Genomic DNA, 25281 nt, shown 5'->3' with positions numbered 1-25281 from the left:
GGTTATTCCGCTTGAAGATGAATATTCTGTTTCAGGTGGCGACGGCGATGCCGGTCAGTCATAGGTCAGATCCGTCGCCTTGCCGGCGAACACCCGGTAGGCAAAGAACGAATAGAAGATGATGATCGGCAGCACGACGACCGTCCCGACCAGGATGACGGCCAGGCTTTCGGGTGCCGAAGCAGCCTGCCAGATGGTCAGCCGGTCGGGCACCACGAAGGGGTAGAACGACCAGGCGAGGCCGGCAAAGCCGAGCGTGAAGATCGCGGCCAATGTCAGGAACGGGAGCAGCGCGTGGCGGTCGCCGGGTTTCGGCAGATGGAAGGTCTGGCGCCATAGCCACAGGAACAGCACTGCCGACAGGATCGGCAGCGGCGACAGATAGAGCATGGCCGGCCAGACGAACCATTTGTCGAAGATGCGCGCGCTGGCAAAGGGCGTGGCCAGCGATACCGCGACCATGCCGAGCGCGGTCAGCACCAGCGCCGTGCGCAGCCACAGCACCGCCTTCCTCTGCAGATCGCCTTCCGTCTTGTAGATGACCCAGGCCGCGCCCATCGCCGCATAGGCGGCGGCAAGGCAAAGTGCCACCAACGCGCCGAAAGCGATGCCGCCAGGGCCGACGTCGAGGCCGAGCACATAGACGCCGAGCATGTAACCTTGCGCCAGCGACGCGATGACCGAGCCGAGGAAGAAGATGCGGTTCCAGCGGTGCTTCCTGCCGGCCGGCACCTTGGCGCGGAAATCGAAGGCGACGCCGCGCAGGATCAAGCCGACCAGCAGCACGAAGACCGGAATGTAGAGCGCCGTCAGAATGGTGCCATGCGCCAACGGGAAGGCGACCAGCAGCAGGCCGACCGCCAGCACCAGCCAGGTCTCGTTGGCGTCCCAGAACGGGCCGATGGCGGCGATCATCGTATCCTGTTCGGTGTCTTCGGCTGCGGCGAACAGGATGCCGATGCCGAGATCGAAACCGTCGAGGATGACGTAGATCAGGATGGCGAGGCCCATCAGCCCGGCAAAGATCAGAGGCAGCAGGGTCGGCCAGTCGAAGCTCATGATGTTTCTCCCGGTTGCGCAACCGGCTGCGACAGCGGCCTGTTCATGACGCCCGGCAGCGGCGAGGTGTCACCATCCTTCGCCGCCTTCAATGCCAGATGCACCAGCACGCCGAGATATGCGATCAAGAGCAGCACATAGAGGATGAGATAGACCGCGAGCGACAGCGCGACATGGCTGCCGGCGACCGGGCCGACAGCATCGGCGGTACGCAGTACGCCGGTGACCAGCCAGGGCTGGCGGCCGATCTCGGTGGTGTACCAGCCGGCCAGCGTCGCCAGCCAGCCGGACAGCGCCATCGGCACCATCACCAGCGCCAGCGGCTTAGGCAGGCTGTGGCGGCGCTTGAGGAAGAAGGCTGCCGACCAGGAGACAGCGAGCATCAGGAGCCCGGTGCCGACCATGATGCGAAAGCCCCAGAACACCGGAAATACCGGGGGATGGTTGCCGGCATAATCGTTCAGCCCCGGTACGACGCCGCCGGCGCTGTGCCTGAGGATAAGGCTGGCGCCATCGGGAATGGTGAGCTCGAACCTGTTCTCCCTGGCCGCTTCATCAGGAAGCGCAAACAGCACCAGCGGCACGTTGGGACCGGTGTTCCAGTTGGCTTCCATGGCGGCGATCTTTTGCGGCTGGTGTTCCAGCGTGTTGAGGCCGTGCTGGTCGCCGGCAAAGATCTGGATCGGGATCAGGATCGGGGCGGTGAAGACGCCGGTGCGCAAGGCCTTCCACATCGATTCCGAGCGATCGCCGTAGAGATAGCGCAGCGCCGACAGGCCGGCGACCAGGAACGAGACGGTCAGCCCCGAAGCAAGCAGCATATGGACGAGCCGGTAGGGCATGGATGGATTGAAGACAACGGCCCACCAGTCGGTGGCGTGCGCCACACCATCGCGCATTTCGAAACCGGCCGGCGTCTGCATCCACGAATTGAGTGCGATGATCCAGAAGGCGGACAAGGTGGTGCCGCCGGCCACCAGCACCGTCGCCAGTGTATGGACGCGGTTCGAGACGCGACGGAAGCCGAACAGCATGATGCCGAGGAACGCTGCCTCGAGGAAAAAGGCGGTCAAAATCTCGTAGGCCAGCAGCGGGCCGGCAATGTTGCCGACCGTCTCCATATAGCCCGGCCAGTTGGTGCCGAACTGAAAACTCATGGTGACGCCGGAAACCACGCCCATGGCGAAGGACAGCGCGAATACCTTAACCCAGGTGAAATAAGCGCGCATCCAGGCTGAATCGTTTGTCGCGTTGTAGCGGAGCTTGAAGAACAGCAGCACCCAGCCGAGCGCGATGGTAATCGCCGGGAACAGGATGTGGAACGAGATGTTCGCGCCGAACTGTATGCGCGACAGAATGAGCGGGTCCATGGCGGCTCCGGCTGCTGCTTGTTTGTTGAAGGATAGGCTTGATGCACCGGACGGTCAAAGCGGCGTCCCGCCGCGAGGCGGAACGCCGCAGTGCCGGTTAATCTGCTTTTGCGTGGAATTTGGCTGGACGAGCGGGCAGGTGTTGCCTATTCCGGCGAAGCTCGATGTCGAGAACTGTCAGGAGCGCCATTGACATCCGGATTTGCGGACCGACATTCAGCGGATTAAATCAACACTCTGTTTCAAGCAGCCGTTTTCAGCCATGCAGCCGATCATCTCGATTTCCGGGGTCACCAAGACCTACGCCACCGGCCTCAAGGCGCTGAAGGAGATCAATCTCGACATCGTGCGCGGCGAGATATTTGCGCTGCTCGGGCCGAATGGCGCCGGCAAGACGACGCTGATCTCGATCGTCTGCGGCATCGTCAACCGCTCGTCGGGCAGCGTCACCGTCGACGGCCATGACATCAACCGCGACTACCGCGCCGCGCGCAGCCTGATCGGGCTGGTGCCGCAGGAACTGACCATCGACGCCTTCGAGAGCGTATGGGCGACGGTCAATTACAGCCGCGGGCTGTTCGGCAGGCCGGCGGACAAGGCGTTCGTCGAAAAGGTGCTGCGCGATCTGTCGCTCTGGGACAAGAAGGACGCCAAGGCGATCACGCTGTCCGGCGGCATGAAGCGCCGGCTGATGATCGCCAAGGCGCTGTCGCACGAGCCGCGCATCCTGTTCCTCGACGAACCGACGGCAGGCGTCGATGTCGAGCTGCGCCAGGACATGTGGGCGATGGTGCGCCGGCTGCGCGAGGACGGCGTCACCATCATCCTGACCACGCATTACATCGAAGAAGCCGAGGCGATGGCCGATCGCGTCGGCGTCATCAACCGCGGCGAGATCGTGCTGGTGGAGGACAAGGCCGAGCTGATGCGCAAGCTTGGCCGCAAACGGCTTGTACTGGAACTGCGCAGTCCCCTGGCCACTGTTCCCGACGCTTTTTCGAGCTATGCGCTGGAGCTTTCGCCGGATGGCGGACAGCTGACCTATACTTATGACAACCAGAGCGAACGGCCGGGCGTCGCCTCGCTGATCCGCGAGCTCGAAGCGGCCGGCATCCAGTTCCGCGACATCGATACGGAAAACAGCTCGCTCGAGGAGATCTTCGTCAATCTGGTGAGGAAACCGGCATGAATCCGCGCGCGGCCATGAATCTTCATGCGGTATGGGCGATCTATCGGGTGGAGATGGCGCGCGCGCTTCGCACGGTGCTGCAAAGCATCGTTTCACCGGTCATTTCGACGTCACTCTATTTCGTCGTCTTCGGCTCGGCCATCGGCTCGCGCATCACCGAGATCGACGGCATCAGCTACGGTGCCTTCATCGTGCCGGGGCTGATCATGCTGTCGCTGCTGACGCAGTCGATCTCCAACGCCTCTTTCGCCATCTATTTTCCGAAATTCGTCGGCTCGATCTACGAATTGCTGTCGGCGCCGGTGTCCTATCTGGAGATCGTCATCGCCTATGTTGGGGGCGCGGCGACAAAGTCGATCGTGCTTGGCCTGATCATCCTGGCGACGGCCTCGCTGTTCGTACCGCTGACGATCGAGCATCCGTTCTGGATGCTTGCCTTCCTGGTGCTGACGGCGGTGACCTTCAGCCTGTTCGGCTTTATCATCGGGATCTGGGCGAAGAGCTTCGAGCAACTGCAGCTGGTACCGCTGCTGATCATCACGCCGCTGACCTTCCTCGGTGGCAGCTTCTATTCGATCAACATGCTGCCCGGCATCTGGCGCACGGTGACGCTGTTCAACCCGGTGGTCTACCTGGTCAGCGGCTTCCGCTGGAGCTTCTACGGCAAGTCCGACGTTTCGGTCGGCGTCAGCCTCGGCATGACGGTGGTTTTCCTGCTCATCTGCATAGCGATCGTCGCCTGGATCTTCAGGACCGGCTACCGGCTGCGCAACTGATCGACTGGCCTTGTCCAGGCGAAGCAGCCTTATCGGTCGACGTTTCCTTTCCGAAGGCGATATAAGCCCGCGCCCGCGCCCGCGCCCCGGAGCCGGCGCTTGAATGCTCGATCTTGCTTTTTATGCATTGTTATATATCATGTTATAGATTTTGAGGTGAAGTGACCTATGGAAGACGTCATACGATCGCTTGGCTTCCTATGCCTGGGAAGCAGGCTGAAGCGTATAGGCGAGCAACTGCAAGCGGAGGCGCAGCGCCTGCTCGACCGGCTGGATGTTCCGGTTCAGGCGAGCCAATACCCCCTGCTGGCCGCGCTCGACAGGCTGGGTCCGTTGTCTGTCGGGGAACTGGCGCAATGCCTTGGCGTCGCGCAGCCGGGGGTAACGCGAAGCGTCTCGCTTCTGTCCGAATTGGGACTGCTCGAGGTCAGTCCGTCGACCGATGACCAGCGGCGCAGGATTGTCTCGCTTACTTGGGACGGCCGGCGGCTGGTCGACGTCGCAAAGCGCGACGTCTGGCCTTCCATCGAGAACGCCGTCGCGGATTTGTGCGCGGATCTTTCGGGGCCGCTTCTTGAGCAGCTGGCTGCCATCGAGGACGGCCTCGCCGCGGCCTCTCTCGACCATCGTGTAAAAAAGCCTGAGGGTGCCGCGCAATGAGACATCTGCTTGACCGCCCCGTCTGGAGCGCGCTTCAGACGCGACATTCGGCGTTCGCGCAAGGTAATGACCTCGCCAAGCGATATCGGCCGTCGATTGTTCCTTTCGCCGCCACTGGCGCGGACGCCCCGGATAGCCTGCGGGCGCTCGAAAGGCTTGTCTCCCCGGGCGAGAGTGTGATCCTGCTTCAAGCGGACGTGATTGCTCTGCCCACGGGGCTTTCCGCGACTTCGGCCGCAGCCGGGGTTCAGATGATTGCCGAGCAGCCATTGCAAACCGTGTCTGACAAACGCGTGCAACGTCTGACCCGAGACGATGCCGCTGAGATGCTCGCCCTGGCATTGCTCACCAAGCCTGGCCCATTCACGCTCGAAGCCTTGAGCCTGGGCGATTTCTGGGGTGTGAAAATCGAGGGCAGGCTTGCGGCGATGGCCGGCGAGCGCATGAAGCAGCCTGGCTATACCGAACTCAGCGGCGTGTGCTCACATCCGGAATTTCGCGGCGGTGGCCTGGGCAAGCTGCTGTCCCTGTTCGTGGCAAACCGGATAGTGGCGCGCGGCGAAGTTCCCTATCTCCACGCCTACGCCAGCAACGCCACGGCCATTAGATTATACGAGTCCATTGGCTTCAGGTTGCGAAGCACAATGAATGTGGCTGTGGTTCAGCGCACCGGATGAGTGTCGGCGCATGATGCGCAGCATGGATGCATCCCGTATCGGAAAGGAAGGATTTCGTATGGCCGAAATCCTTCCTTGAGACTGCAAGACCTTGCTGCGTGTCAGACCGCGATCTTGCCGCCGCCTTGCCTGGTAATGGCAACGACCGACGGGCGCACCGGCATGTCCGGCTTGAAGTCGGGCCAGCGGGTCGACAAATCCTCATAGTAGGACGGACGGCCGAAAGCCTCCCAGTCCTCGCCGCCGTCGCCCGGATGCTGGACGGCAACGAAGGCGGTCTGGTCGTCCGGCGCAAACAAGGGACCGCACATTTCGGCGCCGATCGGCACGCGGAAGAACAGCTTTGATGTCGCCCGCGCCGGCCCTTCCGTATCGACAGCCCACAGACCATCGGTGCGGCCGGTGGCTTTCGGGCCTTGGCCGTCGGTAGCGACCCAGAGGCGGCCGGCCGAATCGACCGCGCAATTGTCCGGCATGCCGAACCAGCCATTGGCGGTGGTTGCGGTCGAGAAGGTGGCGCCGACAGCGGCAACCGAGGGATCACCGCATTTCAGCAGGATTTCCCACCTGCCCTTTGTCGCGGTGAAATCACCGCCGTCCTCGACGATCTCGATGATGTGGCCAAAGGCATTTTCGGCACGCGGGTTGGCGGCGTCGACCTGATCGGCCTTGCGCTTCGAATTGTTGGTCAGCATGACATAGACCTTGCCGTTGGCGGCATTGGGCTGGATGTCTTCCGGGCGGTCCATCTTGGTGGCGCCGAGCAGGTCGGCGGCGCGGCGCGTTTCGATCAGCACGTCGGCCTGGCTGGCAAAGCCGTTCTCGGCCGTCAGCGGCCCCTGGCCGAAGACGATCGGCAGCCATTCGACCGAACCGTCGTCGGCAAACTTGGCGACATGCAAGGTGCCGTCGTCGAGCAAATCCATGTTGGCGGCGCGATCGTCCGGGTTGAACTTGCCTGTGGTAACGAACTTATAGACATAGTCGAAGCGCTCGTCATCGCCGAGATAGAAGACGACACGGCCGTCCTTGGCGACGATCGATTCGGCGCCCTCATGCTTGAAGCGGCCCATCGCGGTGCGCTTCCTCGGCACCGAAGTCGGATCCTGGACGTCGACCTCGACGATCCAGCCGAAGCGGTTCGGCTCGTTCGGCTCCTTGCCGATGTCGAAACGGTCGTAATGCGCTGCCCATTCATAGGCACCTTCGGGAATGCCGAGGCGCTTGTAATTGGCGGCTTCCTTATGGCCCTGCGGCAGCTCGCCCGAGAAATAGCCGTGGATGTTCTCCTCGGCCATGACATAGGTGCCCCATGGCGTGACGCCGCCGGCACAATTGTTGACGGTGCCGATGACCTTCGTGCCGGTCGGATCGGCGCTGGTCTTGACGCGGTCGTGGCCGGCGACGGGGCCGGAGAGCGCAATCTCGGTATTGGAGGTGACGCGGCGGTTGAGCTTGCCGTTGCGAACGACCTGCCATTTGCCTGATAGCTTGCGGATCTCGACGATGGTGCCGCCATGCGCGGTCATCTCGACGTCGACTTGTTCCTTGCTGAGAGGTGCCTGCTTGGCTTTGCCATCGACGATGGTGACGAGGCCCGGGAACATCAGATGCGGATTGGTGTATTCGTGGTTGACGACCAGCAGGCCATGCTCGGCCGAGCCGTCGATCGGGATATAACCGGCATAGTCGTTGTTGTAGCCGAATTGTCTGGCCTGGGCTTCCGCCGACTGTTTTGTCGGATCGAATTCCGGCGAATCGGCGAACAGCGGGTCGCCCCAGCGCAGCAGCACGTCGGCGTCATAGCCGGGTGCGACGTGATGCTTGTCGTCGATGCCGGCCTCGAGCTCGTCGAAAGTGAAGGCGGAGCCTTCGGCGGCGCGGGCGCTGTCGGCGGTGATCAGCGCCAGCGGGCTGACGGTAGCGGCTATGGCCGAGACGGCAAGCGAGCCCTTGAGGAAGCCGCGGCGCGAGAACCGCGCGGCGATGATCTCACCCATGGTGCGGTTGTCGGTGGGATTGGCTCCCGGCCCATCGTTTTCCTCGAGCAGGCTGGTGCGGAAATGAGCGTCAGGGATGCGATGTTCGGTCGAGCGCTGTTCAGTCATGGGGGCCTGCCTCTGGCTGGATGGATTGCTGGAGCGTGTTGCCTGGCCAGTCCGGTATCGCCGGCAGGTCACAGTTTGATGACATGCCGGCTAATTGCCACCTGCGATTTCCTATCCAACATCGGGCCCGCTTGACCGCGACCGGCGCTTCGGAAACAAGAGCTGCGGCAGGCGCGTAGGGACACATCGGGAGGAACAAAAAGTGAGTTTCTGGGGACTTGGGCAGCTCTGCGTTTCGACGGTGATCTTCCTGCTGGCGGCGATGGCTGCAAAACAGTGGGGGCTGGCGCCGAGCCTCGGCAAGATCGTGCTGACGTTGGCGCTCTATTCGCTCGGCAATCTGATCATGCTGAGGCTGATCCGTGAATTCGGCATGTCGGTGTCGTTCAGCCTGTCGGCGGTGATCCAGCTGGTGTCGGTGAATGTGGTGGCGCTGGTCTTCTTCGGCGAGCGCGTCAATGCCTTACAGGCAACCGGCATCGTGCTTGCCATCGCAGCGGTGGCGCTGATCACGCTCGGGCCCTATCTGCAGAGGCTGTAACTGCGATCGGGCCGATGAAGAAGGTTGCAAGCAGACTGCGCAACTGGCTGGAGTTCCCGGTTCTGCTGGCCGGGCTGGTCATTGCCGGCGGGCTGTGGGGGTTCGAGGAGCTGATGGAGATGGCGCGGGCCACCACGCCGCATGCCTTCGATACCGAAATCCTGCTTGCCTTCCGCAAGGCCGGCCAGCCCGACAATCCGATCGGACCGGCGTGGCTGGAAGGAGCGATGCGCGACATCACCAGTCTCGGCAGCGCCAGCGTGCTGGTGCTGATCACGGCAGCAATGATCGTCTATCTACTCCTTATCCGCAGGCCAGGCGCGGCGCTTCTCATGTTCGTCGCGGTAGCGGGCGGCCAGCTCCTGTCGAGCGTGCTGAAATTCGATATCGACCGGCCGCGCCCCGATCTGGTCTCGCATCTCGCCGACGTGGCATCGCTTTCGTTTCCGAGCGGCCACGCCATGCTGTCGGCGGTGACATATTTGACGCTGGGCAGCATGGCGGCGCGGTTTTTGCCCGGGCGGACAACGAAGATCTATGTGCTCGGGCTGGCGGTGCTGACGACGGTGGTGGTCGGCATCAGCCGCATCTATCTCGGCGTCCACTGGCCGTCCGACGTATTGGCCGGCTGGTGCGCCGGCTTTGCCTGGGCGATGCTGTGCTGGCTTGCGGCACGGTTCCTGCAGCGATGGCTTGGGCGGGCCGACGGCACCTGACTCAAATCAGCCTGTTGATCAGGCCAGGGCCGCAGCCTGCCAGCAGGAAAACCATCGACAGCAAGGCTGTCGAGGTCGCCAACGCTTTGAATATCTTCACCCGCTCATCCTTTTGAAGTCGCGCCTATGAAATCGGGATCGCAGTGGATATCCCGCCAAACGATGCCGAGGTTTGTAGCATCATAGCGCATCGGCTGGCAAAGAGTGCTGCATGTCAGGTATGCAAGATGATTCTTGAACCATCATAATATTCAGGCGCTTCACCGTAGACACGCCGCATGCTGATCAACCACGGCGTCAAGCGGCCGCTGGTGACTTATGCCGCCTCGATCACGGATGCGCGGGCGCAGTTGAAGAAAGCCGCGCCCGCCGCCTGAGCCGATGGCTGGCTTAGTCGAGGCCTAGTGCCGCGATCTCGCCGTCGTTCATCAGCGGCACGAAGATGGTAGACCTACCGTCGGTGCCGATGTCGGCGCTGCCCGGCTTGAGCGTTGCAGCCACTTGCGGCGTGCCGCCGGCTTTGTAGCGGTAGAGCGTGCCCGTCATATACGCGGTGGCGTAGACGCTGCCGCCGATGACAACGACGCCATCGAGGTTGGCGAATTTTTCCGCGCCGGGCAGTGACGCAATTGCCTTGGTAGCGAGATCGACCGAGAGCAGGCCGCCCGGCTCCGCGGTGCTGAAATCTGATTTGATGCCCTTGCCCCACGAAGCGACGATCAGCCGGCCGCCATCTGCGAAGATGCCATTCGGCGAAGCAAGCGCCGCATCCCTGACGAACAGTTCGGGCCGGTCGCCGTCGATACGATAGATCGTGTCGGCCAGCATATCGGTGACGTAGACCTTGCCGGATGCATCGGCGGTCATGTCGTTGAGGAAGACGGCGTTCGGCACGTCGATCGTCGATGCTAGCTTGCCGCTTGCGAGATCGACGACGCGCACATGGGTGATATCGGCGACGTAGAGTTTGCCATCGGCAATCGCCATGCCCTTGGGCGCGTCCATGCCGTCGGTCCAATGTTGCGTAACCATCTTGCCGTCCATCGACAGGACCGACAGATATCCATTGCCGTCGGCGTCGCCGGGATTGCCAACGATATTGGAGATGATGATGCGTTTGCCGGCGGCATCGAACAGCGCCGATTCCGGCTGCTCGAGGCCGCCGGCGCGCCAGAGTTCAGCGGCCTGAACTGCCGGCGCGGCCGCGATGCCGACCAGAGTGAGAAGTATCGGTGTGAAGAGGCTCTTCATGGCTAGTCTCCTGTAATGGACTGGCGGAGAGCTAGGCCTTTCGATACTTTTCGGGAAGATGTATCAGGACTAGTACCGAAGGCTGATACCAAATCGCGCAAAAGAGGTGCATCCCATGAACGGCGTGATCTTCGAGGCGCTGAAGCGGACGCTTAAGGCCAAGGGCGTGACCTACCGCGTCCTTGCCGAGCGGATGGGCGTTTCCGAGCCGACAGTGAAGCGCATCTTCCACGAGCGCAACTGCAAGCTCGACCGGCTGATGGAGATCTGCACTGCCGCCGGCGTGGAGTTGGAGAACGTGCTCGGCTCTATGAACAGAGGGCCGGGACCTGCCAACCAGATCGCGCCGGAGATCGAGCGCAAGCTCGCAGGGCGGCCGGCACTGCTGTTCGTCTTCGTCATGCTTTCCGAGAAATTCACGCCCGAAGGTATCATGCGCTCACAAGGGCTGAGCGAGGCTTCGATGTTCCTCTATCTGCGCGACCTCGAGGAACTCGGCCTGGTCGCGCTCGGTCGCGGCCTGTCGGCAAGGCTGCTGGTCGAGGCGCCGATCCAGTGGAATTTCGACGGGCCATTGCGGCTGCTGTTCGAGATGACCAACAAGAATTTTATCGGCTGGGCCATCACCCATCTTGAGCGCGAGTCGACGTTCGTCAGCTTCTCCAGGCGGATGCGGCCGGAAACGGCGGAAATGGTCAGGCGCGAGGCTGAGGAATTGGCGGAGCGCGCCAAATTGCTTGCTCATCACGACCAGCACACGACGCCCGAAGACGGGCTGGTTGGTTACAAATGGACGTTTGCGTTCGGCGCAACGCCGTTCCCGGTGATCATGCCGATCGGGCCGCATCCGCGCGACGCAGGCGCGCGGACGGACAATCGAGTTGCAGCCGCCGCAAATGGACGGCGTCTGCCGGCCTAGGTCAAGACGCAGAACGACCGAATCCGGGCTGTTGGCGGCAGCCAGTCTGACTGAGCTTCTCACCCCTGAGTATCGGCCGCAAACCGGTTATCAGAGCGTCCCATGCTCAACCACAAGATCGAGCGGCTATTCGGCGGTCTTGTTCGCCGCCACCTTGTCATCCCAGACCATCTGCCGGTAGTCGAAGCCGTATTCCAGCGTCGGCTTGACGATGCGGAAATAGGGCGACAGGTCGAAGTCGCGCGGCGTGTAGAGCGAGTGGTGGCGGATGTGCAGGATTTCCTTGCGCGAATAGCTCGACTGGGCCGAAGCACGGCCGGGCGCCCGGGTAATCTCGGGCAGGATCGGGTAGCGGATCTGGCCGTAAGCCTCCGCGATCAGCGACGAGCAGATGGCGCGCGTCGGGTCGCCGGAACCGAAAGCCAGCATGCGGCGGCGCCAACGCACCGGCACCGGCGGCGTCGGCAAGAAGTAGCGCAGCATGTCGAATATGTTCTTGAGATCGTATCTGAGACCGAGTCTGCCGATCATGAAGGCGACGACCGCTTCGCGATCGTCCGGAGCCAGGCCGCTCGCACGGCAGATGCGGGTATTGTAGCTGCGGTAGCGCGACAGCGGCACGGCGATGCAGCCATCGCCGAGCGTGACCTCGATCAGGCGCCGCCGCTCCGATCCGTCTTCCGGCTCCGGCAATGCATCGCCGACATAGAAGGCGGCATGCGACCAGGTCGACTGGGTGAGGTATTTGATTGCCGCCGAGATCTTCTGGTTGCCCTCGATGAGCAGGATGTCGCCGGGTTCGAGCGTGCGGCGCAGCGTTTCGGCGTCCGACGGCGTGTAGGGCTCGTAGCCGGACGATTCCTCCTGCAGCCGGCCGGCAAGCCAGCGGCCAAGTCGGTCCAGAAGCGTGTCGCCGGGCTCGGTCATGCCAGACGGCGATTACCACAGGGCGGCAAATTAGACCATGATCAGCCCACGCCAGGCGCGCCGGCGTCTTCGTGCTGCGGTACCGCTGTGAGATCTTCGCGCGCTTTACGGGCGAGCTTCCTCGTCGAGCGCTTCAGGCTGTCGCCGAAAAGCTCGGCCGCCTCGGCGAGGCAGGTCTTTTTCAGGCTCTTTTCCGAGCGTTTCAGCAGCTTGGCAAGCAACCGCGTGTCCTCAGGGGGGCCAAGCGGCTGGTCCTCGGCATCGAGAAGCGCGCGCATAACGAACACATCGTGCAATTCGCCGAGCCGCTCGCCCAATTCGTCGACGGCCTTGCGTCGCGTCTTGATCGACGTCGGCCACAGCCTGCCGAGCAGCGACAGGTGCATGGCATGCGTCTTGGCCGCCTTGCGCAGATCGTGAAAGTCATCGGCTTCGCCGCGCGAAGCCGCCTTGTCCAGCGCTTTCCTGGCGCGGCGCAAAGTGGTGCGCGCGCCTTCGGCGAGCACGTCGGCAGCCTGCTCCGGCTGGTCGGGCAGAGCGAGCTTGTCGATCCGAACGACACCTTCCTCGCAAGCGGCGATCGCCGCGCCTATCGCAGCGTCAAGGCCTGCTCCGCCATGCAGTTCATGCTGGCGCGCAACGAGCCTGTCACGCACGGCATCAAGGCCGCCGGCACTTTGCTCGGGAAAGCTTGCCGCCAGCCGGTCGATTGTTTCGACCAGTGCAGTCGCCTCACGCGGGCCGGCAAGCAGGGCCGCTACCTGGCGGTAGCACTGGTTCTCGGTCACGCAGAATGTTTCGTCTCCGGAACGGACAAGGCGCAGCAAGGCGCGGACGTTCTTCAGCCGTTTGCGGCATTTGTGCAGCCCCTGTTCGGGCCTGTCACGCGCCGCGTTCAGATGGTCGAGCGCCTTGCCGATCTCCTCGGCAAGGATGCGCCTGACCTCGCCGGTCAGCGACATGCGCGGATCGATACGAAAGCTCATGCGACGATCTCCGGAATCCCCCCAAGGGCGAGCGACGCGTTGTAAAATCTCGGCTCGCCGGTGACTTCACGGCCGAGCCAATCTGGCAGCATTTCGTCCGGTACATCCTCCGGCGTCTCGAGCTCGGCGATCACCAACCCCGCAAGCGTCCCGCCGAAGACATCGACTTCGTAGCGATAGCCGCGGTGTCTAACATGATGGCGTGTCTTCTCGATGACATGTCCGATGGCAAAGGCCTGCATCTCCTGCGCCTCCGCCAAAGGTACTGGATATTCGAATTCATCGCGCACGCGTGCCTGGCTGCCGAACTTGAGCGTCAGCTTGGCGGCCGCATCGTTGCTGATGCGCACACGCACCGTACGGCTGGGTTCGGCGACAAGATAGAATTGACGGATATGAATGTCCGCCTCGACCATTGCCCGCCATTCCTCACCTGAGACCAGGAATTTACGCTCGATTTCCTTGCCCATGGCCAGGCACTAAAGCGCGCACGGCCAGAGTTGGCAAGCCGCTTGACCGCACTTGACTTTAATCATTCGATTGATTAAATTATCGGCCATGATCAAATCGCCCAGCGCCAGCGGCCCTCCTCATGAGGCGCCCAAGGCCGCCGCAGATATGACGCGGACGGCACTCGTGCACGCGGCGCTGAAGCTGTTCGGACGGCAGGGTTTCGACGGCACGTCGACGCGCCAGATCGCGGCTGAGGCCAAGGCCAATATCGGCTCGATCGCCTATCATTTCGGCGGCAAGGAAGGGCTCCGCAACGCTGCGGCCGACTACATCGTCGACACCATCCAGACCGTTGCCGGCCAGGCGATCGGCAATCTGCAAGCGCCGGCCGCGGCATTGGCGGACACCGAGGCCGCGCGGGCACATTTAGCCGTTGCACTGGAGCGGATGGTCGCCTTCATCGCGGCAAGGCCGGAAGCCGGCGAGATTGTACAGTTCGTCCTGCGTGAGCTGTCGCATCCAACCGCCGCGCTCGACCGAATCTATGATGGCGTGTTCGAACCGGCGCATCACCGGCTCTGCCTAATCTGGGAACAGGCGACGGGCGAGCCGGCCGAGAGCGAGCGCACAAAACTCACCGTATTCACGCTGATCGGCCAGGTCGTGTATTTCCGCATCGGTCGCGAGGCGGTTATGCGCCGGATGGGCTGGCGCGAGATCGGCGATGACGAGGCCGGCAGGATCGCGGCAACAGTAACCGACAATCTCAGTGCGATTTTAGCTCGGCGCGATTTGGCTGTACGGAAGGATCGTGGATCATGAGCCTGCTCTGTTCTTTGCCGCTTGCCGCCCAGCTTTTCAGCGCCTGCGCGCCGGCAGCACCGCTCGCCGTCGGCTACGTCGAGGGCGATTATGTCCTGCTGGCACCGATCGAGGTGGCGCAGGTCGAGACGATTGCGGTCAAGCGCGGCGACCGCGTCGCGCCCGGCACGCCGGTGGTGACGCTGGAAAACGCCGACGCCAAGATCGCGATCGCACAAGCCGAGGCGGCCCTCGCGCAGGCCCAGGCGCAACTTGCCGACCTGCAGGTCGGCAAGCGGCCGGAAGAGATCGCGGTGCTCAAGGCGCAGGTCGACATGGCCAAGGCGCAAGCCGCCGACGCCAAACGCCGATACATCCGCGCCAGCGATCTGTTCAAACGCGGCACCGGCACACAGGCCGACTACGACACGGCTTCCGCGACGCTGGAGACGGCCAACGCGCAGGTCGGCCAGGCGGAGGCCAATCTCGCCGTCGGCGGCCTGCCGGCACGGTCCGAGACGATCAAGGCCGCCGACAATCAGGTGAGGCAGGCGCGATCGGCGCTGGAGCAAGCGCAATGGCGGCTGTCGAAGCGCGTGCTGACGGCGCCCTCGTCCGGCCGGGTCAACGATGTCATCCGCTATCCGGGCGACACGGCCGGCCCGACCGCGCCGGTCATCTCCATACTGCCGGACGGCGCGGTGAAGCTCAGCGTCTATGTGCCGGAAAGCGCGTTCTCCTCGGTTGACGTCGGCACGCTGCTCAACGTCCATTGCGACGGTTGCGGATCGGGCGTGAAGGCTCGCGTCAGCTATGTGTCGCCGGATCCGGAATTCACGCCGCCGGTGATTTACTCGCTCGAGACCCGGCAAAAGCTGGTCTATCTGGTCGAAGCGCGGCCGGAGGGCGACGCCAGCGCATTGCAGCCCGGGCAGATCGTCGACGTCGATCTGGCGGACATCGGAAAATGAACGTCATCGACGTGCATGGCCTGGTCAAACGCTTCGGCGACAAGACCGTCGTCGACCATGTGACGATGACGGTGGCCGAGGGCGAGATCGTCGGCTTCCTCGGGCCGAACGGCTCAGGCAAGACGACGACCATCCGCATCATGTGCGGCTTGCTGACGCCGGATGAGGGTGAAGGCACGGTTCTGGGCTTCGACATCCGCACCGACAGCCTGCGGATCAAACGCGAAGTCGGCTACATGACGCAGAGATTCTCGTTCTACGAAGACCTGACGATCGGCGAGAATCTCGAATTCGTGGCACGGCTGTACCGGCTGAAGCCGCTCGATGAGCATGTGGCTAAGACGCTTGAGGAGCTTGGCCTGACGTCGCGCAGAAACCAGCTGGCCGGCACCTTATCCGGCGGCTGGAAGCAGCGGCTGGCGCTGGCCGCCTGCATCATGCACAAGCCGAAACTGCTGCTTCTCGACGAACCGACGGCTGGCGTCGACCCGAAGGCCAGACGCGAATTCTGGGACGAGATCCACCGGCTGGCGGGCGGCGGGCTGACCGTGCTGGTCTCCACCCATTACATGGATGAGGCCGAGCGCTGCCATCGCATCAGCTACATCTCCTATGGCAAGATGCTGGCCACCGGCACGGTCGAGGACGTGGTGAGGAATGCCGGGCTGACTACGTTCGTCCTGCAGGGGCCGCGGCTCGACCAGGTCGCTGCCGCACTTCATGGCCGCCAAGGCGTCGACCAGGTGGCGCCGTTCGGCGCGACGCTGCATGTCGTCGGCTCCGACAGAACGGCCCTTCAGGCAGCGCTCGCCGACGTCGAGAAAGACCACAAGGGCGTCAGGGTCTCGCCCGGCGAGACCAGCCTGGAGGATGTGTTCATCCAGTTCATGTCCGGTTCGAAGGACAACATGGGATGAAAAACGGGATAAACAGCATCTTTTCCTTCGCCAGGCTGGGCGCGCTGCTGATCAAGGAGTTCATCCAGATGCGGCGCGACCGCATCACCTTCGCCATGATGCTCGGCGTGCCGCTGATGCAGCTGGTGCTGTTCGGCTATGCCATTAACAACGACCCGAAGAGCTTGCCGGCAGCGCTGGTGGTGATGAGCAGCGATCCTTACACGCGAGCCATGGTTTCGGCGCTGCAGACCACCGGCTATTACCGCTTCGACTATGTCGCGCAAAGTGCCGCCGAAGCCGAATTCCTGATGGCGCGCGGCGACGTTGCCTTCGTCGTCACCATTCCCGCCGATTTCGCCCGACGGGTCGAGCGTGGCGACAGCCCGCAGATCCTGATCGAGGCGGATGCGACCGACCCGGCCGTCGCCAGCGGCGCCATCTCGACGCTCGGCACAGTTGCCAACCAGGCGCTGCTCAGGGCACGCGGCATGCAGGAGACGGCGGCCGAAGCTGCCCGGGGCCAGCTCCAGGTGGTGGTGCACCGGCGCTACAATCCGGAAGCCGTCTCGCAATACAACATCGTGCCCGGCCTGCTCGGCGTCATCCTGCAGATGACGATGGTGATGATGACCTCGATCGCGCTGACGCGCGAGACCGAGCGCGGCACGATGGAGAACCTTTTGGCGATGCCGTCCAGCCCGCTCGAGATTATGCTGGGCAAGGTGCTGCCCTATCTGGCGGTCGGCGCCGTGCAGGTGCTGGTGGTGCTGGCGGCGTCGAAGCTTCTGTTTGCCATCCCCTTCACCGGATCGATGTCGCTGCTGTTGACGGCCGTCCTGATCTTCGTGCTAGCGCTGGTGCTGCTCGGCTACACGATCTCGACGATCGCCCGCACGCAGATGCAGGCACTGCAGCTCACCTTCTTCTTCTTCCTGCCGTCGATCATGCTGTCGGGCTTCATGTTCCCCTATCGCGGCATGCCGGACTGGGCGCAGATTTTCGGCGAGGTGCTGCCGCTGACGCATTTCCTGCGCATCATCCGCGCGGTGATGCTGAAGGGCGCCGAGCTGCCGGCGGTGGCAACGGAAATCGGTTGGCTGGTGGTGTTCGTGGCGCTGTTCGCCGGCATTGCGCTGGTGCGGTTCCGCCGGACGCTGGATTAGGGTCAACGCAATCAGCTTGCGCAAATGATCGAGATTCACACGGTCCTGGCCTGGCCCGGAACCGGGGTCAATTCAGGCGCATTGAGCCCTTCGAAGGGATCGCGCCAGGCGTCGATTTCTTCAAGCTGCCGATACCAGCGGCCGACAGAAGGATAGTCATCGAGAGGCAATCGGGCGACGTCGTTGAAGGGCAGAAACGTCGCCATTCGAAAGTCGGCGTAGGAAACCGAATTGCCGACCAGCCATTCTCGCTGGGAAAGCTCGGCATCAAGTATTACAGCGGCGGTACTGAAGTCCCTCAAGCCCTCCTCAACCCGCGCCTGATCGATCGGGCCGAGCGCATAGCGCTGTTTGGTCCCGCGTTCGAAATGCACGACGTCGCAGGCTCTTACGAAGTTCTCTTTGCCCCAACTCAGCCATCGGATCATCTCGGGCTCGTCGTCGCCGGTGCGCCAGAAATGCGAATGGGTGTCGCGTGAAAGCCGGCAGGCTATGGCGTCGGCCTCCCAGAGGCTTTTTCCCAGGCCTACGAGAATGGGCAATGAGAGATTTGGATTGAGCGGCCGAAAGCGCTCGGCCTGCCCCGGAGCGAAGGGCGAGGCGAATTCGAACTCGACCTTGGCTTTGAGATACCGCGCCACCGCGACCGCGAGGCGAGGATTGGGATTGCGGCTGAAGAACAGTTTCATTGATCTCAGTCTTTGAAGGGTACCAGTTCGACTAACGCAACGGAGGCTCGAGCGCCTCGAACCGGCACATCACCTGGAATTGGTTGCTATCTTAGCCGGCAGCAATGATCTCGGCATAGGTGCTGAGATCGACATTGCCGCCGGAGAGCACCACGGCAATGGATTTCCCGGCAAGGTCGATCTCGCCTGACGACAGCGCAGCCAAGCCGACGCAACCGCCAGGTTCGACCACCAGCTTCAGGCAAGCCATCGCATCGCGCATCGCCTGTGCCACCGCCTTGTCGGAAACGGCGATGGCCCCAGCGAGGTTCTTGCGGTTGATCTCGAAAGTGATCGCGCCCGGCTCGGCGACGAGAAGGGCATCGCAGATCGAAGTGTGGCCGGGCGCGTTCGACACCCTGGCGCCTTTGATCAGCGAGCGGCGTGTGTCGTCGAAATGCTCGGGTTCCACGGCCCAGACGGCGGTGCCCGGCGAGGCGTCCTTGACCGCAATCGAAATGCCGCTGCTCAACCCGCCGCCACCGCAGGGAACCACTACCGCATCGAGGCTGACACCAAGCGCTCTTGCTTGGCGCATCAATTCGAGGCCGATCGTGCCCTGGCCGGCGATGATGGCCGGATCGTCGTAGGGCGGCACCAGGACCATGCCCTTTTCCACGTAAGAACGGACGACGGCAGTGCGATCGTCGCGGACCCGGTCGAAGGTGATCACGTCCGCGCCCATCTTCCTGACATTGCCGACTTTCATCGCCGGCGCATCGGTGGGCATGGCGATGACGGCCTTGACGCCGAACATCGCCGCCGCGGCGGCAACGCCTTGCGCGTGATTGCCCGACGAAAAGGCGACGACGCCGCGGGCGCGTTCTTCCGCCGAGAGCGAGGAGAGCTTGTTGTAAGCGCCGCGGAACTTGAACGAGCCGGTGCGCTGCAACGTCTCCGGCTTGAACAGGATCCTGGCGCCGAAGCGCTTGTTCAGCTCCGGCGATTCGATCAGCGGCGTTTCGACGATCAGTCCGGACAATCGCGCTGCGGCACTGTGAATATCGGCGATGCCGGGAGGGGTGGTCATGGCTAGGTCCTGCAAGAGATGAGACCGCCTATGTGTACGGAATGGGAGGCGGCGCACCAATGAAAAAATGTGACCGTTACAATTCGTCTTTGGAGGCAGGAGTGGGGCGTGACCGTCCCCACCGCCTCCTCGGCCCTCCGCCATGCATTCGGTCGCTTCAATCGACAAATCGTTGTCGATTGACCGGCATAGCCTGCCGCTCCTCACCCCAACAGCGTCTTTTGCCGTTTGGGGCCGCCCATCTTGCGCCAGGTGTTGAAGCGGTGGGTGGCGGCGGCGAATGAGATCTTCATCTGTTGGGCGACCGAATAGCGCGACTTGCCCTCGTCGAACAGCCGGTAGCAGCACTCGACGCCCTCCTCGGTCAACTTGCCGTCGGGAGCCTTGTTGTGCGGATTGGCGGGATCGAATTTTTCGACCTGCTGCTCGACCAGGCCTTTCAGGCGCTGCAGATCCGCCTCAATGTTAGCGATCAGGTCGAGGACCGGTTTGGGATCAAACGGCTGCTGTTTTTCCGGCATCTGCGGCGTTCCTTTCTCTTGGTTGAGATTCGGTTATATAAGTGAACGTTTGCCGATAGCAACAGGCGACGTGTTCGGGATTTTGAAGCCTGTACCTTTTGAGCATGAGCGGAGCGCACACGATTGACCGGCGACGCGTGAGGTCATAGTTTAGAACTATTCTAAACTAGGGTGAATTTCTCATGCTTTCCCGCGTTTTCGGCATTGGCCGCCGTCCCTTTGAGTCGCTCTCGGAACAGGAGATCCTGGCGCTCGCCATCTCCTCCGAGGAGGATGACGGGCGCATCTATCGCGCCTATGCCGACGGGCTGGCGGAGAGCTTTCCGCAATCGGCCAAGGTGTTCGAGGAGATGGCGGAGGAGGAGAATGGCCATCGCGATTCGCTGATCGAGCTTTACCGCAAGCGTTTCGGCGAGCGTATACCGCTGATCCGGCGCGAACATGTGAAGGGCTATTACGAGCGCAAGCCGGACTGGCTGGTGAGGCCGCTCGGCATCGATCATGTGCGCAGCCAAGCCGAGGCCATGGAGCGGCAGGCCTACCTGTTCTATATCGAGGCGGCCAAACGCACAGGCGATGCGTCGACGCGAAAGCTGCTCGACGACCTGGCGATCGCAGAACAGGGCCACGAGACACTGGCGCAGCGGCTGGAGCAAAAGCATGTGCCGGGCGCGGTCAAGGACGAAGAGGCGGCAGCCGAGCAGCGCCAGTTCATCCTGACCTACGTGCAACCGGGACTGGCCGGGCTGATGGATGGATCGGTGTCGACGCTGGCGCCGATCTTTGCCGCCGCCTTTGCCACGCATGACACGTTCCAGACCTTTCTGGTCGGGCTTGCCGCCTCGATCGGCGCTGGCATCTCGATGGGTTTCACCGAGGTGGCTTCCGACGACGGCAAATTATCGGGCCGCGGCTCGCCGGCAAAACGCGGGCTGACCGTCGGCGTCATGACGACGCTGGGCGGGCTCGGCCATGCGCTGCCCTATCTCATCCCGCTTTTCTGGACGGCAACCATTGTCGCCGCCGTGGTGGTTTTCTTCGAGCTGTGGGCGATCGCCTTCGTGCAGAACCGCTATATGCAGACGCCATTCTGGCGCGCCGCCTTCCAGGTGGTGCTGGGTGGCGCGCTGGTGTTTGCAGCAGGGGTGCTGATCGGGAATGCATAGCGGTCCCTATCCGTTCACAACCCGGCTATCTGTTGGCGCCTCGGCGCGTTCGGTCAGGCCGTAGTCGCGCACGACATGAGCGATACGCAAACGATAGTCCGCAAAGATACCGCCGCGCCCGGCCTTTTGCGCCTGCCGATGTTCCTGCGTGTTGCGCCAGGCCTTCACCGCGTCCTCGTCGCGCCAGAAGGACAGCGACAGGATGCGGTTCGGATCGGCAAGGCTCTGGAAGCGCTCGATCGACAGGAAGCCGTCGAGGCCGTCGAGCAGTGGGCGCAGGTCGGCGGCAATGCCGAGATAGGCATCGCGCTTGCCCGCCGCCGGCTCAACCTCGAAGATGACGGCGATCATGGCTTCACCAAAGGAGCATGCGGTCCGGAGGCCAGCTTGAGGAAGATGCGGTCCTCCTTCAGAATGAATTTTTCCCGCCGGGCGAACTCGTAATTCGTCCTGCCGGCGGGATCGGCGGCGAGCCGGGCGCGGTAGGCTTCGTAGGCTGCAAGACTGTCGATGTTGTAGGCGGCATAAGCCGTGGTGGCCGAGCCTTCGTGCGGCGCGAAATAGCCGATCAGATCGGCGCCGCAGCGCGGGATCGCCTGTCCCCAATTGCGAGCATATTCCTCGAACGCCGCCTTGCCGAACGGATCGATTTCGTAGCGGATGAAGCAGGTGATGGTCATTTTTCGCCTCCTTGGCGGTGGATGTTTTCTTGCGGTCACAGTTCGAGCCGGGTCGAAACGTTCCGAAGATCGATATGCTAGGCAAATCTCTCGCTGATCATGCCTGCCAGAACGATTTCGCGCATTCGTGGCGGACGTCTTCAGGTGTCAGGCCAAGGTCACGCAGCAGATGATCGTCGATCTCGGCGAGGTCGAGACGCTGCAAATGACGGTCGTACCACCGCTTCAGGAGCCGTAGCCGCAAGCGGCGCAAGACAATGAACGGGAACGGCCGGCGATCGGGCGCGGCGCTGAGAATGGTCCTTGCAGGCATCGTCGTCTCCTTGATTTGCATGGAGACTAATGCTTTATCTGACGAGGATGCTTCGATGAGGAACGAACTATGCGCGAAGGACCTGACATACCCCGCATTGCCAGCCTGGTGGGCGATCCGGCGCGGGCAAACATGCTGTCCGCACTGATGGGCGGCACGGCACTGACGGCGAGCGAACTGGCACTCGAAGCCGGCGTGTCGCTTCCGACCGCGAGCTCCCATCTGTCGAAGCTGATGGAAGGCGGGCTGCTGACGCTGGCGAGCCAGGGACGGCACCGCTATTACGGCCTCGCCGGCCCGCAGGTGGCAGGAATGATCGAAGCCATCACCGGCGTTGCCGCCGCGGTCGGGCCGCAGAGGGTGCGACCCGGCCCTCGCGACGCGGCCATGCGCGTGGCGCGGGTCTGCTACGACCACCTCGCCGGCGAGCAGGCGGTGGCGATGCTGGACCGTCTTGTCGCTCGACAAGTGCTCCTGCGCGATGATGAGGAGATTCAACTTGGGCCGTCGGCCGCCTCGCATTTCGCCGCGATCGGCATCGACATCCATACCAAAGCGCGGCGACCGGTGTGTCGGGCCTGCCTCGACTGGAGCGTGCGGCGTTCGCACCTTGCCGGCACGCTGGGCGCCGCCATTCTCGACAAGATCCTCGCCGAGAAATGGGCGCGGCGCGAGAAGGACAGCCGTGCCGTGATCTTTTCACCGGTAGGCAAGCAGGTCTTCGAGAAGACGTTTCTCGCCTGACAGATCGCTTCGATGCGCTAGAACGGTTCGTCGTTTCACAAACGCTGAACCGCTCTAGCTTTTTTGTTTTGACGCATGTCGTTATCGCAAAACCGCTGCGCACTTTTGCGCGACATGCATTAGCCGCGCTTGAGCGGCTTGGCCCGCTTGAAAAAATCAGCCCAGGGATCGGCTTGCCCGAGCCGCTTCAGCGTCGTCTTGTCGCCGATCGGAAAGGCGTTCGGCGGCAATCCGGCCTCGATTTCCGCCCACGTCACCGGCATCGATACCGTGGCGCCTTTTTTGGCGCGCGACGAATAGGGGGCGACGGTGGTGGCGCCGCGGCCGTTGCGTAGATAATCGACGAAAATCTTGCCCGTGCGCGCCTTCTTCGACAGCGTCGCCGTATAGCGGTCGGGTGCGCGCTGTTCGAGCGCTCGGGCGAACTCATGGGCGAAGCCTTTGACCTCGTCCCAGTCCGCCGACGGCTTCAGCGGCACGAGGACATGATAGCCCTTGCCGCCCGAGGTCTTGACGAAATTCGGCAGGGACAGTTCGTCGAGCCGGCTGCGGATATCGAGCGCCGCGGCACGCACCGCCTTCACGTCGACACCCTCGTCGGGATCGAGATCGAAGATGATCTGGTCGGGTTTTTCCAGCTCGTCCGTGGTCGAGCCCCAGATGTGGATCTCGACGACGCCGAGCTGCACCAGGGCCACGACACCGTCGAAATCGCGGATGAACAATATCTCCTCGCCGTCGGTGGGATCCTTCATCACGGCGATCTTGTCGTGCATGCCGGCCGAGGCATGTTTTTGGAAGAACCGTTGGCCGCCAACGCCGTCCGGCGCCCGCACAAGGCTGAGCGGCCGGTTGATGACGAATTGCTTCATGCGCGGCCAGACCAGCGCGTAGTGATCGACCAGATCCTGCTTCGATACGTTCTCCTCGGGCCACAGAAGCTTGTCGGGGCGGGACAGCGTAACCGAGGTTTTCGCCGCCGCGCCCGCAGGTTTGGCGGGGTTTGGCTTCGGCTCTGCCGTGGCTGAGCGTGCTTTCGGTTTCTCCTGCACGACTTCCTCCGCCGGCTTGTCCTCGCGCAATCCCTGGAACGAGGCGTGGCGTATTATACGGTCCGACGTCCAACTGCGAAACTCCACTTCGCCGACAAGTTCGGGCTTGACCCAGACCAGCCCCTTGCCCCTTGGCACCTCCCCGTCGAAGGGCGAGGTTGTCGTCTTCAGCGCATCAAGCCTCTTCTTCAACTCGTTGGTGCTTTTGGCGGTGAAGCCGGTGCCGACGCGGCCGGCATAGCGCAGCTTGCCGCCCTCGTGATAGCCGACCAGCAGCGAGCGCACGCCCCGCCCGGTCTTGTCCGACGGCATGTAGCCGCCGATGACGAATTCCTGGCGCGCCGTGCATTTCGACTTCACCCACGAGGGAACGCGGCCGCTGCGGTAGGGCGCTTCGGCGCGCTTGGAGACGACGCCTTCGAGGCCCAGGCGGCAAGCGTGCTCCAGCATGATCTTGCCGGGCTCGGCAAAGTGGTCGCTGAAGCGCACGGCCTGATTCTCGGCCTGTCCGGCGAGCAAAGTGCACAGCCTTTCCTTGCGCTCCACCAGCGGCTCCGAACGGATATCCTCACCGTTGAGACGCAACAGGTCGAAGACATAGTAGATGAAACGGTCCGTACGGCCCGCCGACAGATCTTGCTGCAGCAGCGAGAAGGACGACACGCCACTATCCGCCAGCACGACGATTTCGCCGTCGATGATCGCATCGGTGCATTTCAGGCCGCCAAGTGCCGCGACAATTGCGCCACCGAATTTGTCGGTCCAGTCGAGGCCGGCACGTGTCAAAAGCCGCACCTCGGTGCCGACAAGCTGCGCCTGCATGCGATAGCCGTCGAACTTCACCTCATGCAGCCAGTCCTTGCCGGGCGGCGCGTCTCGCTCCAGCGTTGCGAGCGCCGGTTCGATGAATTCGAGCCGCCTTGCCGCGACAGCCTTCGCTTTGCTGGCGGCCGGCCTGTCGGACTGCCAGACGCTTGGCTTCTTGCCGTCGGCGCTCTTGCCTTCGCCGACCTCCTCGATGGTCAGGCCGGATTTCACCGATTGCGGCGCCTCCTGCAAAATGTCCTCGCCCGGACGCGCGGCGGCATCGTCGGATTTGATCAGCAACCAGTTGTCACGCTTTTCGCCCGGACGCGGCTTCAGCCGCACCAGATGCCAGGCGCCATGCAATTTGTGGCCATGCAGTTCGAAACTGATATGGCCTTTCTTCATCGCCTTTGCCGGGTCGCCATCGGGGACCCAAGTTCCCTCGTCCCAGACAATGACCGAGCCGCCGCCATATTGGTCCTTCGGGATGGTGCCTTCAAACGGCGCATAGTCGATCGGGTGGTCCTCGACATGCACGGCGAGCCGCTTTTCGTGCGGGTCGAGGCTCGGGCCTCGCGTCACCGCCCAGCTCCACAGCACGCCGCCATGCTCGAGGCGAAGGTCGTAGTGAAGCCTGGTGGCGGCATGCTTGTGGATGACGAAAATGCCACCCGGCTCGGCTTTTTTGCCGCGCGAAACCTTGCCGGCCGGTTCGCCCGTCTTCTTGAAATTGCGCTTGGCATGGTACTGCTCGAGGCTGGCCATGGTCTGATC

General features: G+C 62.9%; 27 protein-coding genes. 13 read left to right on the top strand and 14 right to left on the bottom strand.

Annotated features, from left to right (window positions below):
• Window positions 1–54: 54 nt before the first annotated feature.
• Window positions 55–1059 carry a cytochrome d ubiquinol oxidase subunit II gene (locus NKH21_RS26290; RefSeq protein WP_352868474.1) on the bottom strand — a complete coding sequence of 335 codons (1005 nt, stop codon included), beginning with the start codon at window positions 1057–1059 and terminating at the stop codon, window positions 55–57.
• Complete coding sequence (locus NKH21_RS26285) at window positions 1056–2429, bottom strand: cytochrome ubiquinol oxidase subunit I (protein ID WP_352868471.1); 1374 nt, start codon at window positions 2427–2429, stop codon at window positions 1056–1058. The genes NKH21_RS26290 and NKH21_RS26285 overlap by 4 nt, the downstream gene beginning before the upstream one ends.
• A 262-nt stretch (window positions 2430–2691) precedes the next feature.
• Between NKH21_RS26285 and NKH21_RS26280 the strand changes: the two genes are divergently transcribed.
• The 4 genes from NKH21_RS26280 (at window position 2692) to NKH21_RS26265 (ending at window position 5731) form a co-directional block, all read left to right on the top strand.
• Complete coding sequence (locus NKH21_RS26280) at window positions 2692–3618, top strand: ABC transporter ATP-binding protein (RefSeq protein WP_352868468.1); 927 nt, start codon at window positions 2692–2694, stop codon at window positions 3616–3618.
• Between the two features lie 14 nt (window positions 3619–3632).
• The gene (locus NKH21_RS26275) at window positions 3633–4394 is read left to right on the top strand and encodes an ABC transporter permease (protein WP_352451914.1); all 762 of its coding nucleotides are present in this window, start codon (window positions 3633–3635) and stop codon (window positions 4392–4394) included.
• Between the two features lie 168 nt (window positions 4395–4562).
• A complete protein-coding gene (locus NKH21_RS26270; RefSeq protein ID WP_352868465.1) occupies window positions 4563–5054 on the top strand; it encodes a MarR family winged helix-turn-helix transcriptional regulator in 492 nt (163 codons plus the stop codon).
• Window positions 5051–5731 (top strand): GNAT family N-acetyltransferase, encoded by a 681-nt coding sequence (locus NKH21_RS26265; RefSeq protein ID WP_352665151.1) that lies wholly within the window; start codon window positions 5051–5053, stop codon window positions 5729–5731. Before NKH21_RS26270 ends, NKH21_RS26265 begins: the two co-directional genes overlap by 4 nt.
• Before the next feature lie 101 nt (window positions 5732–5832).
• Here the strand turns inward: NKH21_RS26265 and NKH21_RS26260 are convergent, their stop codons facing one another.
• Window positions 5833–7839 (bottom strand): PhoX family protein, encoded by a 2007-nt coding sequence (locus NKH21_RS26260; RefSeq protein ID WP_352868461.1) that lies wholly within the window; start codon window positions 7837–7839, stop codon window positions 5833–5835.
• Window positions 7840–8041: 202 nt separating this feature from the next.
• Here NKH21_RS26260 and NKH21_RS26255 point away from each other — a divergent pair, with 202 nt between their 5' ends.
• A complete protein-coding gene (locus tag NKH21_RS26255) occupies window positions 8042–8380 on the top strand; it encodes a hypothetical protein (protein ID WP_023679017.1) in 339 nt (112 codons plus the stop codon).
• Between the two features lie 14 nt (window positions 8381–8394).
• Window positions 8395–9096 carry a phosphatase PAP2 family protein gene (locus NKH21_RS26250; protein ID WP_352868458.1) on the top strand — a complete coding sequence of 234 codons (702 nt, stop codon included), beginning with the start codon at window positions 8395–8397 and terminating at the stop codon, window positions 9094–9096.
• Between the two features lie 390 nt (window positions 9097–9486).
• Here NKH21_RS26250 and NKH21_RS26245 read toward each other — a convergent pair whose 3' ends face one another.
• Window positions 9487–10347, bottom strand: a complete 861-nt coding sequence (locus NKH21_RS26245) for an SMP-30/gluconolactonase/LRE family protein (protein ID WP_352868455.1) — start codon at window positions 10345–10347, stop codon at window positions 9487–9489.
• A gap of 115 nt (window positions 10348–10462) precedes the next feature.
• Here NKH21_RS26245 and NKH21_RS26240 point away from each other — a divergent pair, with 115 nt between their 5' ends.
• Window positions 10463–11266, top strand: a complete 804-nt coding sequence (locus NKH21_RS26240) for a helix-turn-helix domain-containing protein (RefSeq protein ID WP_352868453.1) — start codon at window positions 10463–10465, stop codon at window positions 11264–11266.
• A 126-nt stretch (window positions 11267–11392) separates the two neighbouring features.
• Here the strand turns inward: NKH21_RS26240 and NKH21_RS26235 are convergent, their stop codons facing one another.
• Genes NKH21_RS26235 through NKH21_RS26225 form a run of 3 tightly spaced genes read right to left on the bottom strand, consistent with a single transcriptional unit; the run spans window position 11393 to window position 13649 of the window.
• Window positions 11393–12193, bottom strand: a complete 801-nt coding sequence (locus NKH21_RS26235) for a C40 family peptidase (RefSeq protein ID WP_352868451.1) — start codon at window positions 12191–12193, stop codon at window positions 11393–11395.
• Window positions 12194–12234: 41 nt separating this feature from the next.
• Entirely contained in the window at window positions 12235–13179 is a 945-nt protein-coding gene (locus tag NKH21_RS26230; protein WP_352868449.1) for a CHAD domain-containing protein, read from the bottom strand.
• A complete protein-coding gene (locus tag NKH21_RS26225) occupies window positions 13176–13649 on the bottom strand; it encodes a CYTH domain-containing protein (RefSeq protein WP_352868447.1) in 474 nt (157 codons plus the stop codon). The genes NKH21_RS26230 and NKH21_RS26225 overlap by 4 nt, the downstream gene beginning before the upstream one ends.
• Window positions 13650–13737: 88 nt before the next feature.
• On the opposite strand from NKH21_RS26225, the gene NKH21_RS26220 reads away from it, so the two are divergent.
• Genes NKH21_RS26220 through NKH21_RS26205 form a run of 4 tightly spaced genes read left to right on the top strand, consistent with a single transcriptional unit; the run spans window position 13738 to window position 17466 of the window.
• Window positions 13738–14454, top strand: coding sequence for a CerR family C-terminal domain-containing protein (locus NKH21_RS26220; RefSeq protein WP_502911916.1), 717 nt, complete (start codon window positions 13738–13740; stop codon window positions 14452–14454).
• Complete coding sequence (locus NKH21_RS26215) at window positions 14451–15404, top strand: HlyD family secretion protein (protein WP_352868445.1); 954 nt, start codon at window positions 14451–14453, stop codon at window positions 15402–15404. The genes NKH21_RS26220 and NKH21_RS26215 overlap by 4 nt, the downstream gene beginning before the upstream one ends.
• Window positions 15401–16321 (top strand): ABC transporter ATP-binding protein, encoded by a 921-nt coding sequence (locus NKH21_RS26210; RefSeq protein ID WP_352868442.1) that lies wholly within the window; start codon window positions 15401–15403, stop codon window positions 16319–16321. Before NKH21_RS26215 ends, NKH21_RS26210 begins: the two co-directional genes overlap by 4 nt.
• A gap of 8 nt (window positions 16322–16329) precedes the next feature.
• Window positions 16330–17466 (top strand): ABC transporter permease, encoded by a 1137-nt coding sequence (locus NKH21_RS26205; protein ID WP_352868504.1) that lies wholly within the window; start codon window positions 16330–16332, stop codon window positions 17464–17466.
• 35 nt (window positions 17467–17501) lie between these two features.
• Here the strand turns inward: NKH21_RS26205 and NKH21_RS26200 are convergent, their stop codons facing one another.
• The 3 genes from NKH21_RS26200 to NKH21_RS26190 all read right to left on the bottom strand — a co-directional run bounded on the left by NKH21_RS26200 (window position 17502) and on the right by NKH21_RS26190 (window position 19745).
• Entirely contained in the window at window positions 17502–18155 is a 654-nt protein-coding gene (locus NKH21_RS26200; protein ID WP_352868440.1) for a glutathione S-transferase family protein, read from the bottom strand.
• 91 nt (window positions 18156–18246) lie between these two features.
• A complete protein-coding gene (locus tag NKH21_RS26195) occupies window positions 18247–19224 on the bottom strand; it encodes a threonine/serine dehydratase family protein (RefSeq protein ID WP_352868438.1) in 978 nt (325 codons plus the stop codon).
• Between the two features lie 203 nt (window positions 19225–19427).
• The gene (locus NKH21_RS26190) at window positions 19428–19745 is read right to left on the bottom strand and encodes a hypothetical protein (protein ID WP_023718860.1); all 318 of its coding nucleotides are present in this window, start codon (window positions 19743–19745) and stop codon (window positions 19428–19430) included.
• 182 nt (window positions 19746–19927) lie between these two features.
• Here NKH21_RS26190 and mbfA point away from each other — a divergent pair, with 182 nt between their 5' ends.
• Window positions 19928–20911 carry an iron exporter MbfA gene (gene mbfA, locus NKH21_RS26185; protein ID WP_352868436.1) on the top strand — a complete coding sequence of 328 codons (984 nt, stop codon included), beginning with the start codon at window positions 19928–19930 and terminating at the stop codon, window positions 20909–20911.
• A 6-nt stretch (window positions 20912–20917) separates the two neighbouring features.
• Here the strand turns inward: mbfA and NKH21_RS26180 are convergent, their stop codons facing one another.
• The 3 genes from NKH21_RS26180 to NKH21_RS26170 form a co-directional block, all read right to left on the bottom strand.
• The gene (locus NKH21_RS26180; RefSeq protein ID WP_352868433.1) at window positions 20918–21262 is read right to left on the bottom strand and encodes an antibiotic biosynthesis monooxygenase family protein; all 345 of its coding nucleotides are present in this window, start codon (window positions 21260–21262) and stop codon (window positions 20918–20920) included.
• Entirely contained in the window at window positions 21259–21591 is a 333-nt protein-coding gene (locus tag NKH21_RS26175) for an NIPSNAP family protein (protein ID WP_352665176.1), read from the bottom strand. The genes NKH21_RS26180 and NKH21_RS26175 overlap by 4 nt, the downstream gene beginning before the upstream one ends.
• A gap of 97 nt (window positions 21592–21688) precedes the next feature.
• Entirely contained in the window at window positions 21689–21904 is a 216-nt protein-coding gene (locus NKH21_RS26170; protein WP_352868430.1) for a DUF1127 domain-containing protein, read from the bottom strand.
• 69 nt (window positions 21905–21973) lie between these two features.
• Here NKH21_RS26170 and NKH21_RS26165 point away from each other — a divergent pair, with 69 nt between their 5' ends.
• Window positions 21974–22648, top strand: a complete 675-nt coding sequence (locus NKH21_RS26165; RefSeq protein ID WP_352868428.1) for an ArsR/SmtB family transcription factor — start codon at window positions 21974–21976, stop codon at window positions 22646–22648.
• 119 nt (window positions 22649–22767) lie between these two features.
• Here NKH21_RS26165 and ligD read toward each other — a convergent pair whose 3' ends face one another.
• Window positions 22768–25272, bottom strand: a complete 2505-nt coding sequence (ligD, locus tag NKH21_RS26160; protein ID WP_352868426.1) for a DNA ligase D — start codon at window positions 25270–25272, stop codon at window positions 22768–22770.
• Window positions 25273–25281 lie beyond the last annotated feature (9 nt).

The sequence above is a fragment of the Mesorhizobium sp. M1329 genome (genome assembly GCF_040318035.1).
Classification (GTDB): domain Bacteria; phylum Pseudomonadota; class Alphaproteobacteria; order Rhizobiales; family Rhizobiaceae; genus Mesorhizobium.
This window is presented reverse-complemented; position numbering and strand designations above follow the sequence as displayed.

Coding starts and splice junctions, on each gene's coding strand:
- NKH21_RS26290 (WP_352868474.1), bottom strand. CDS start 1,059: ATGAGCTTCGACTGGCCGACCCTGCTGCCTCTGATCTTTGCCGGGCTG.
- NKH21_RS26285 (WP_352868471.1), bottom strand. CDS start 2,429: ATGGACCCGCTCATTCTGTCGCGCATACAGTTCGGCGCGAACATCTCG.
- NKH21_RS26280 (WP_352868468.1), top strand. CDS start 2,692: ATGCAGCCGATCATCTCGATTTCCGGGGTCACCAAGACCTACGCCACC.
- NKH21_RS26275 (WP_352451914.1), top strand. CDS start 3,633: ATGAATCTTCATGCGGTATGGGCGATCTATCGGGTGGAGATGGCGCGC.
- NKH21_RS26270 (WP_352868465.1), top strand. CDS start 4,563: ATGGAAGACGTCATACGATCGCTTGGCTTCCTATGCCTGGGAAGCAGG.
- NKH21_RS26265 (WP_352665151.1), top strand. CDS start 5,051: ATGAGACATCTGCTTGACCGCCCCGTCTGGAGCGCGCTTCAGACGCGA.
- NKH21_RS26260 (WP_352868461.1), bottom strand. CDS start 7,839: ATGACTGAACAGCGCTCGACCGAACATCGCATCCCTGACGCTCATTTC.
- NKH21_RS26250 (WP_352868458.1), top strand. CDS start 8,395: ATGAAGAAGGTTGCAAGCAGACTGCGCAACTGGCTGGAGTTCCCGGTT.
- NKH21_RS26245 (WP_352868455.1), bottom strand. CDS start 10,347: ATGAAGAGCCTCTTCACACCGATACTTCTCACTCTGGTCGGCATCGCG.
- NKH21_RS26240 (WP_352868453.1), top strand. CDS start 10,463: ATGAACGGCGTGATCTTCGAGGCGCTGAAGCGGACGCTTAAGGCCAAG.
- NKH21_RS26235 (WP_352868451.1), bottom strand. CDS start 12,193: ATGACCGAGCCCGGCGACACGCTTCTGGACCGACTTGGCCGCTGGCTT.
- NKH21_RS26230 (WP_352868449.1), bottom strand. CDS start 13,179: ATGAGCTTTCGTATCGATCCGCGCATGTCGCTGACCGGCGAGGTCAGG.
- NKH21_RS26225 (WP_352868447.1), bottom strand. CDS start 13,649: ATGGGCAAGGAAATCGAGCGTAAATTCCTGGTCTCAGGTGAGGAATGG.
- NKH21_RS26220 (WP_502911916.1), top strand. CDS start 13,738: ATGATCAAATCGCCCAGCGCCAGCGGCCCTCCTCATGAGGCGCCCAAG.
- NKH21_RS26215 (WP_352868445.1), top strand. CDS start 14,451: ATGAGCCTGCTCTGTTCTTTGCCGCTTGCCGCCCAGCTTTTCAGCGCC.
- NKH21_RS26210 (WP_352868442.1), top strand. CDS start 15,401: ATGAACGTCATCGACGTGCATGGCCTGGTCAAACGCTTCGGCGACAAG.
- NKH21_RS26200 (WP_352868440.1), bottom strand. CDS start 18,155: ATGAAACTGTTCTTCAGCCGCAATCCCAATCCTCGCCTCGCGGTCGCG.
- NKH21_RS26195 (WP_352868438.1), bottom strand. CDS start 19,224: ATGACCACCCCTCCCGGCATCGCCGATATTCACAGTGCCGCAGCGCGA.
- NKH21_RS26190 (WP_023718860.1), bottom strand. CDS start 19,745: ATGCCGGAAAAACAGCAGCCGTTTGATCCCAAACCGGTCCTCGACCTG.
- mbfA (WP_352868436.1), top strand. CDS start 19,928: ATGCTTTCCCGCGTTTTCGGCATTGGCCGCCGTCCCTTTGAGTCGCTC.
- NKH21_RS26180 (WP_352868433.1), bottom strand. CDS start 21,262: ATGATCGCCGTCATCTTCGAGGTTGAGCCGGCGGCGGGCAAGCGCGAT.
- NKH21_RS26175 (WP_352665176.1), bottom strand. CDS start 21,591: ATGACCATCACCTGCTTCATCCGCTACGAAATCGATCCGTTCGGCAAG.
- NKH21_RS26170 (WP_352868430.1), bottom strand. CDS start 21,904: ATGCCTGCAAGGACCATTCTCAGCGCCGCGCCCGATCGCCGGCCGTTC.
- NKH21_RS26165 (WP_352868428.1), top strand. CDS start 21,974: ATGCGCGAAGGACCTGACATACCCCGCATTGCCAGCCTGGTGGGCGAT.
- ligD (WP_352868426.1), bottom strand. CDS start 25,272: ATGGCCAGCCTCGAGCAGTACCATGCCAAGCGCAATTTCAAGAAGACG.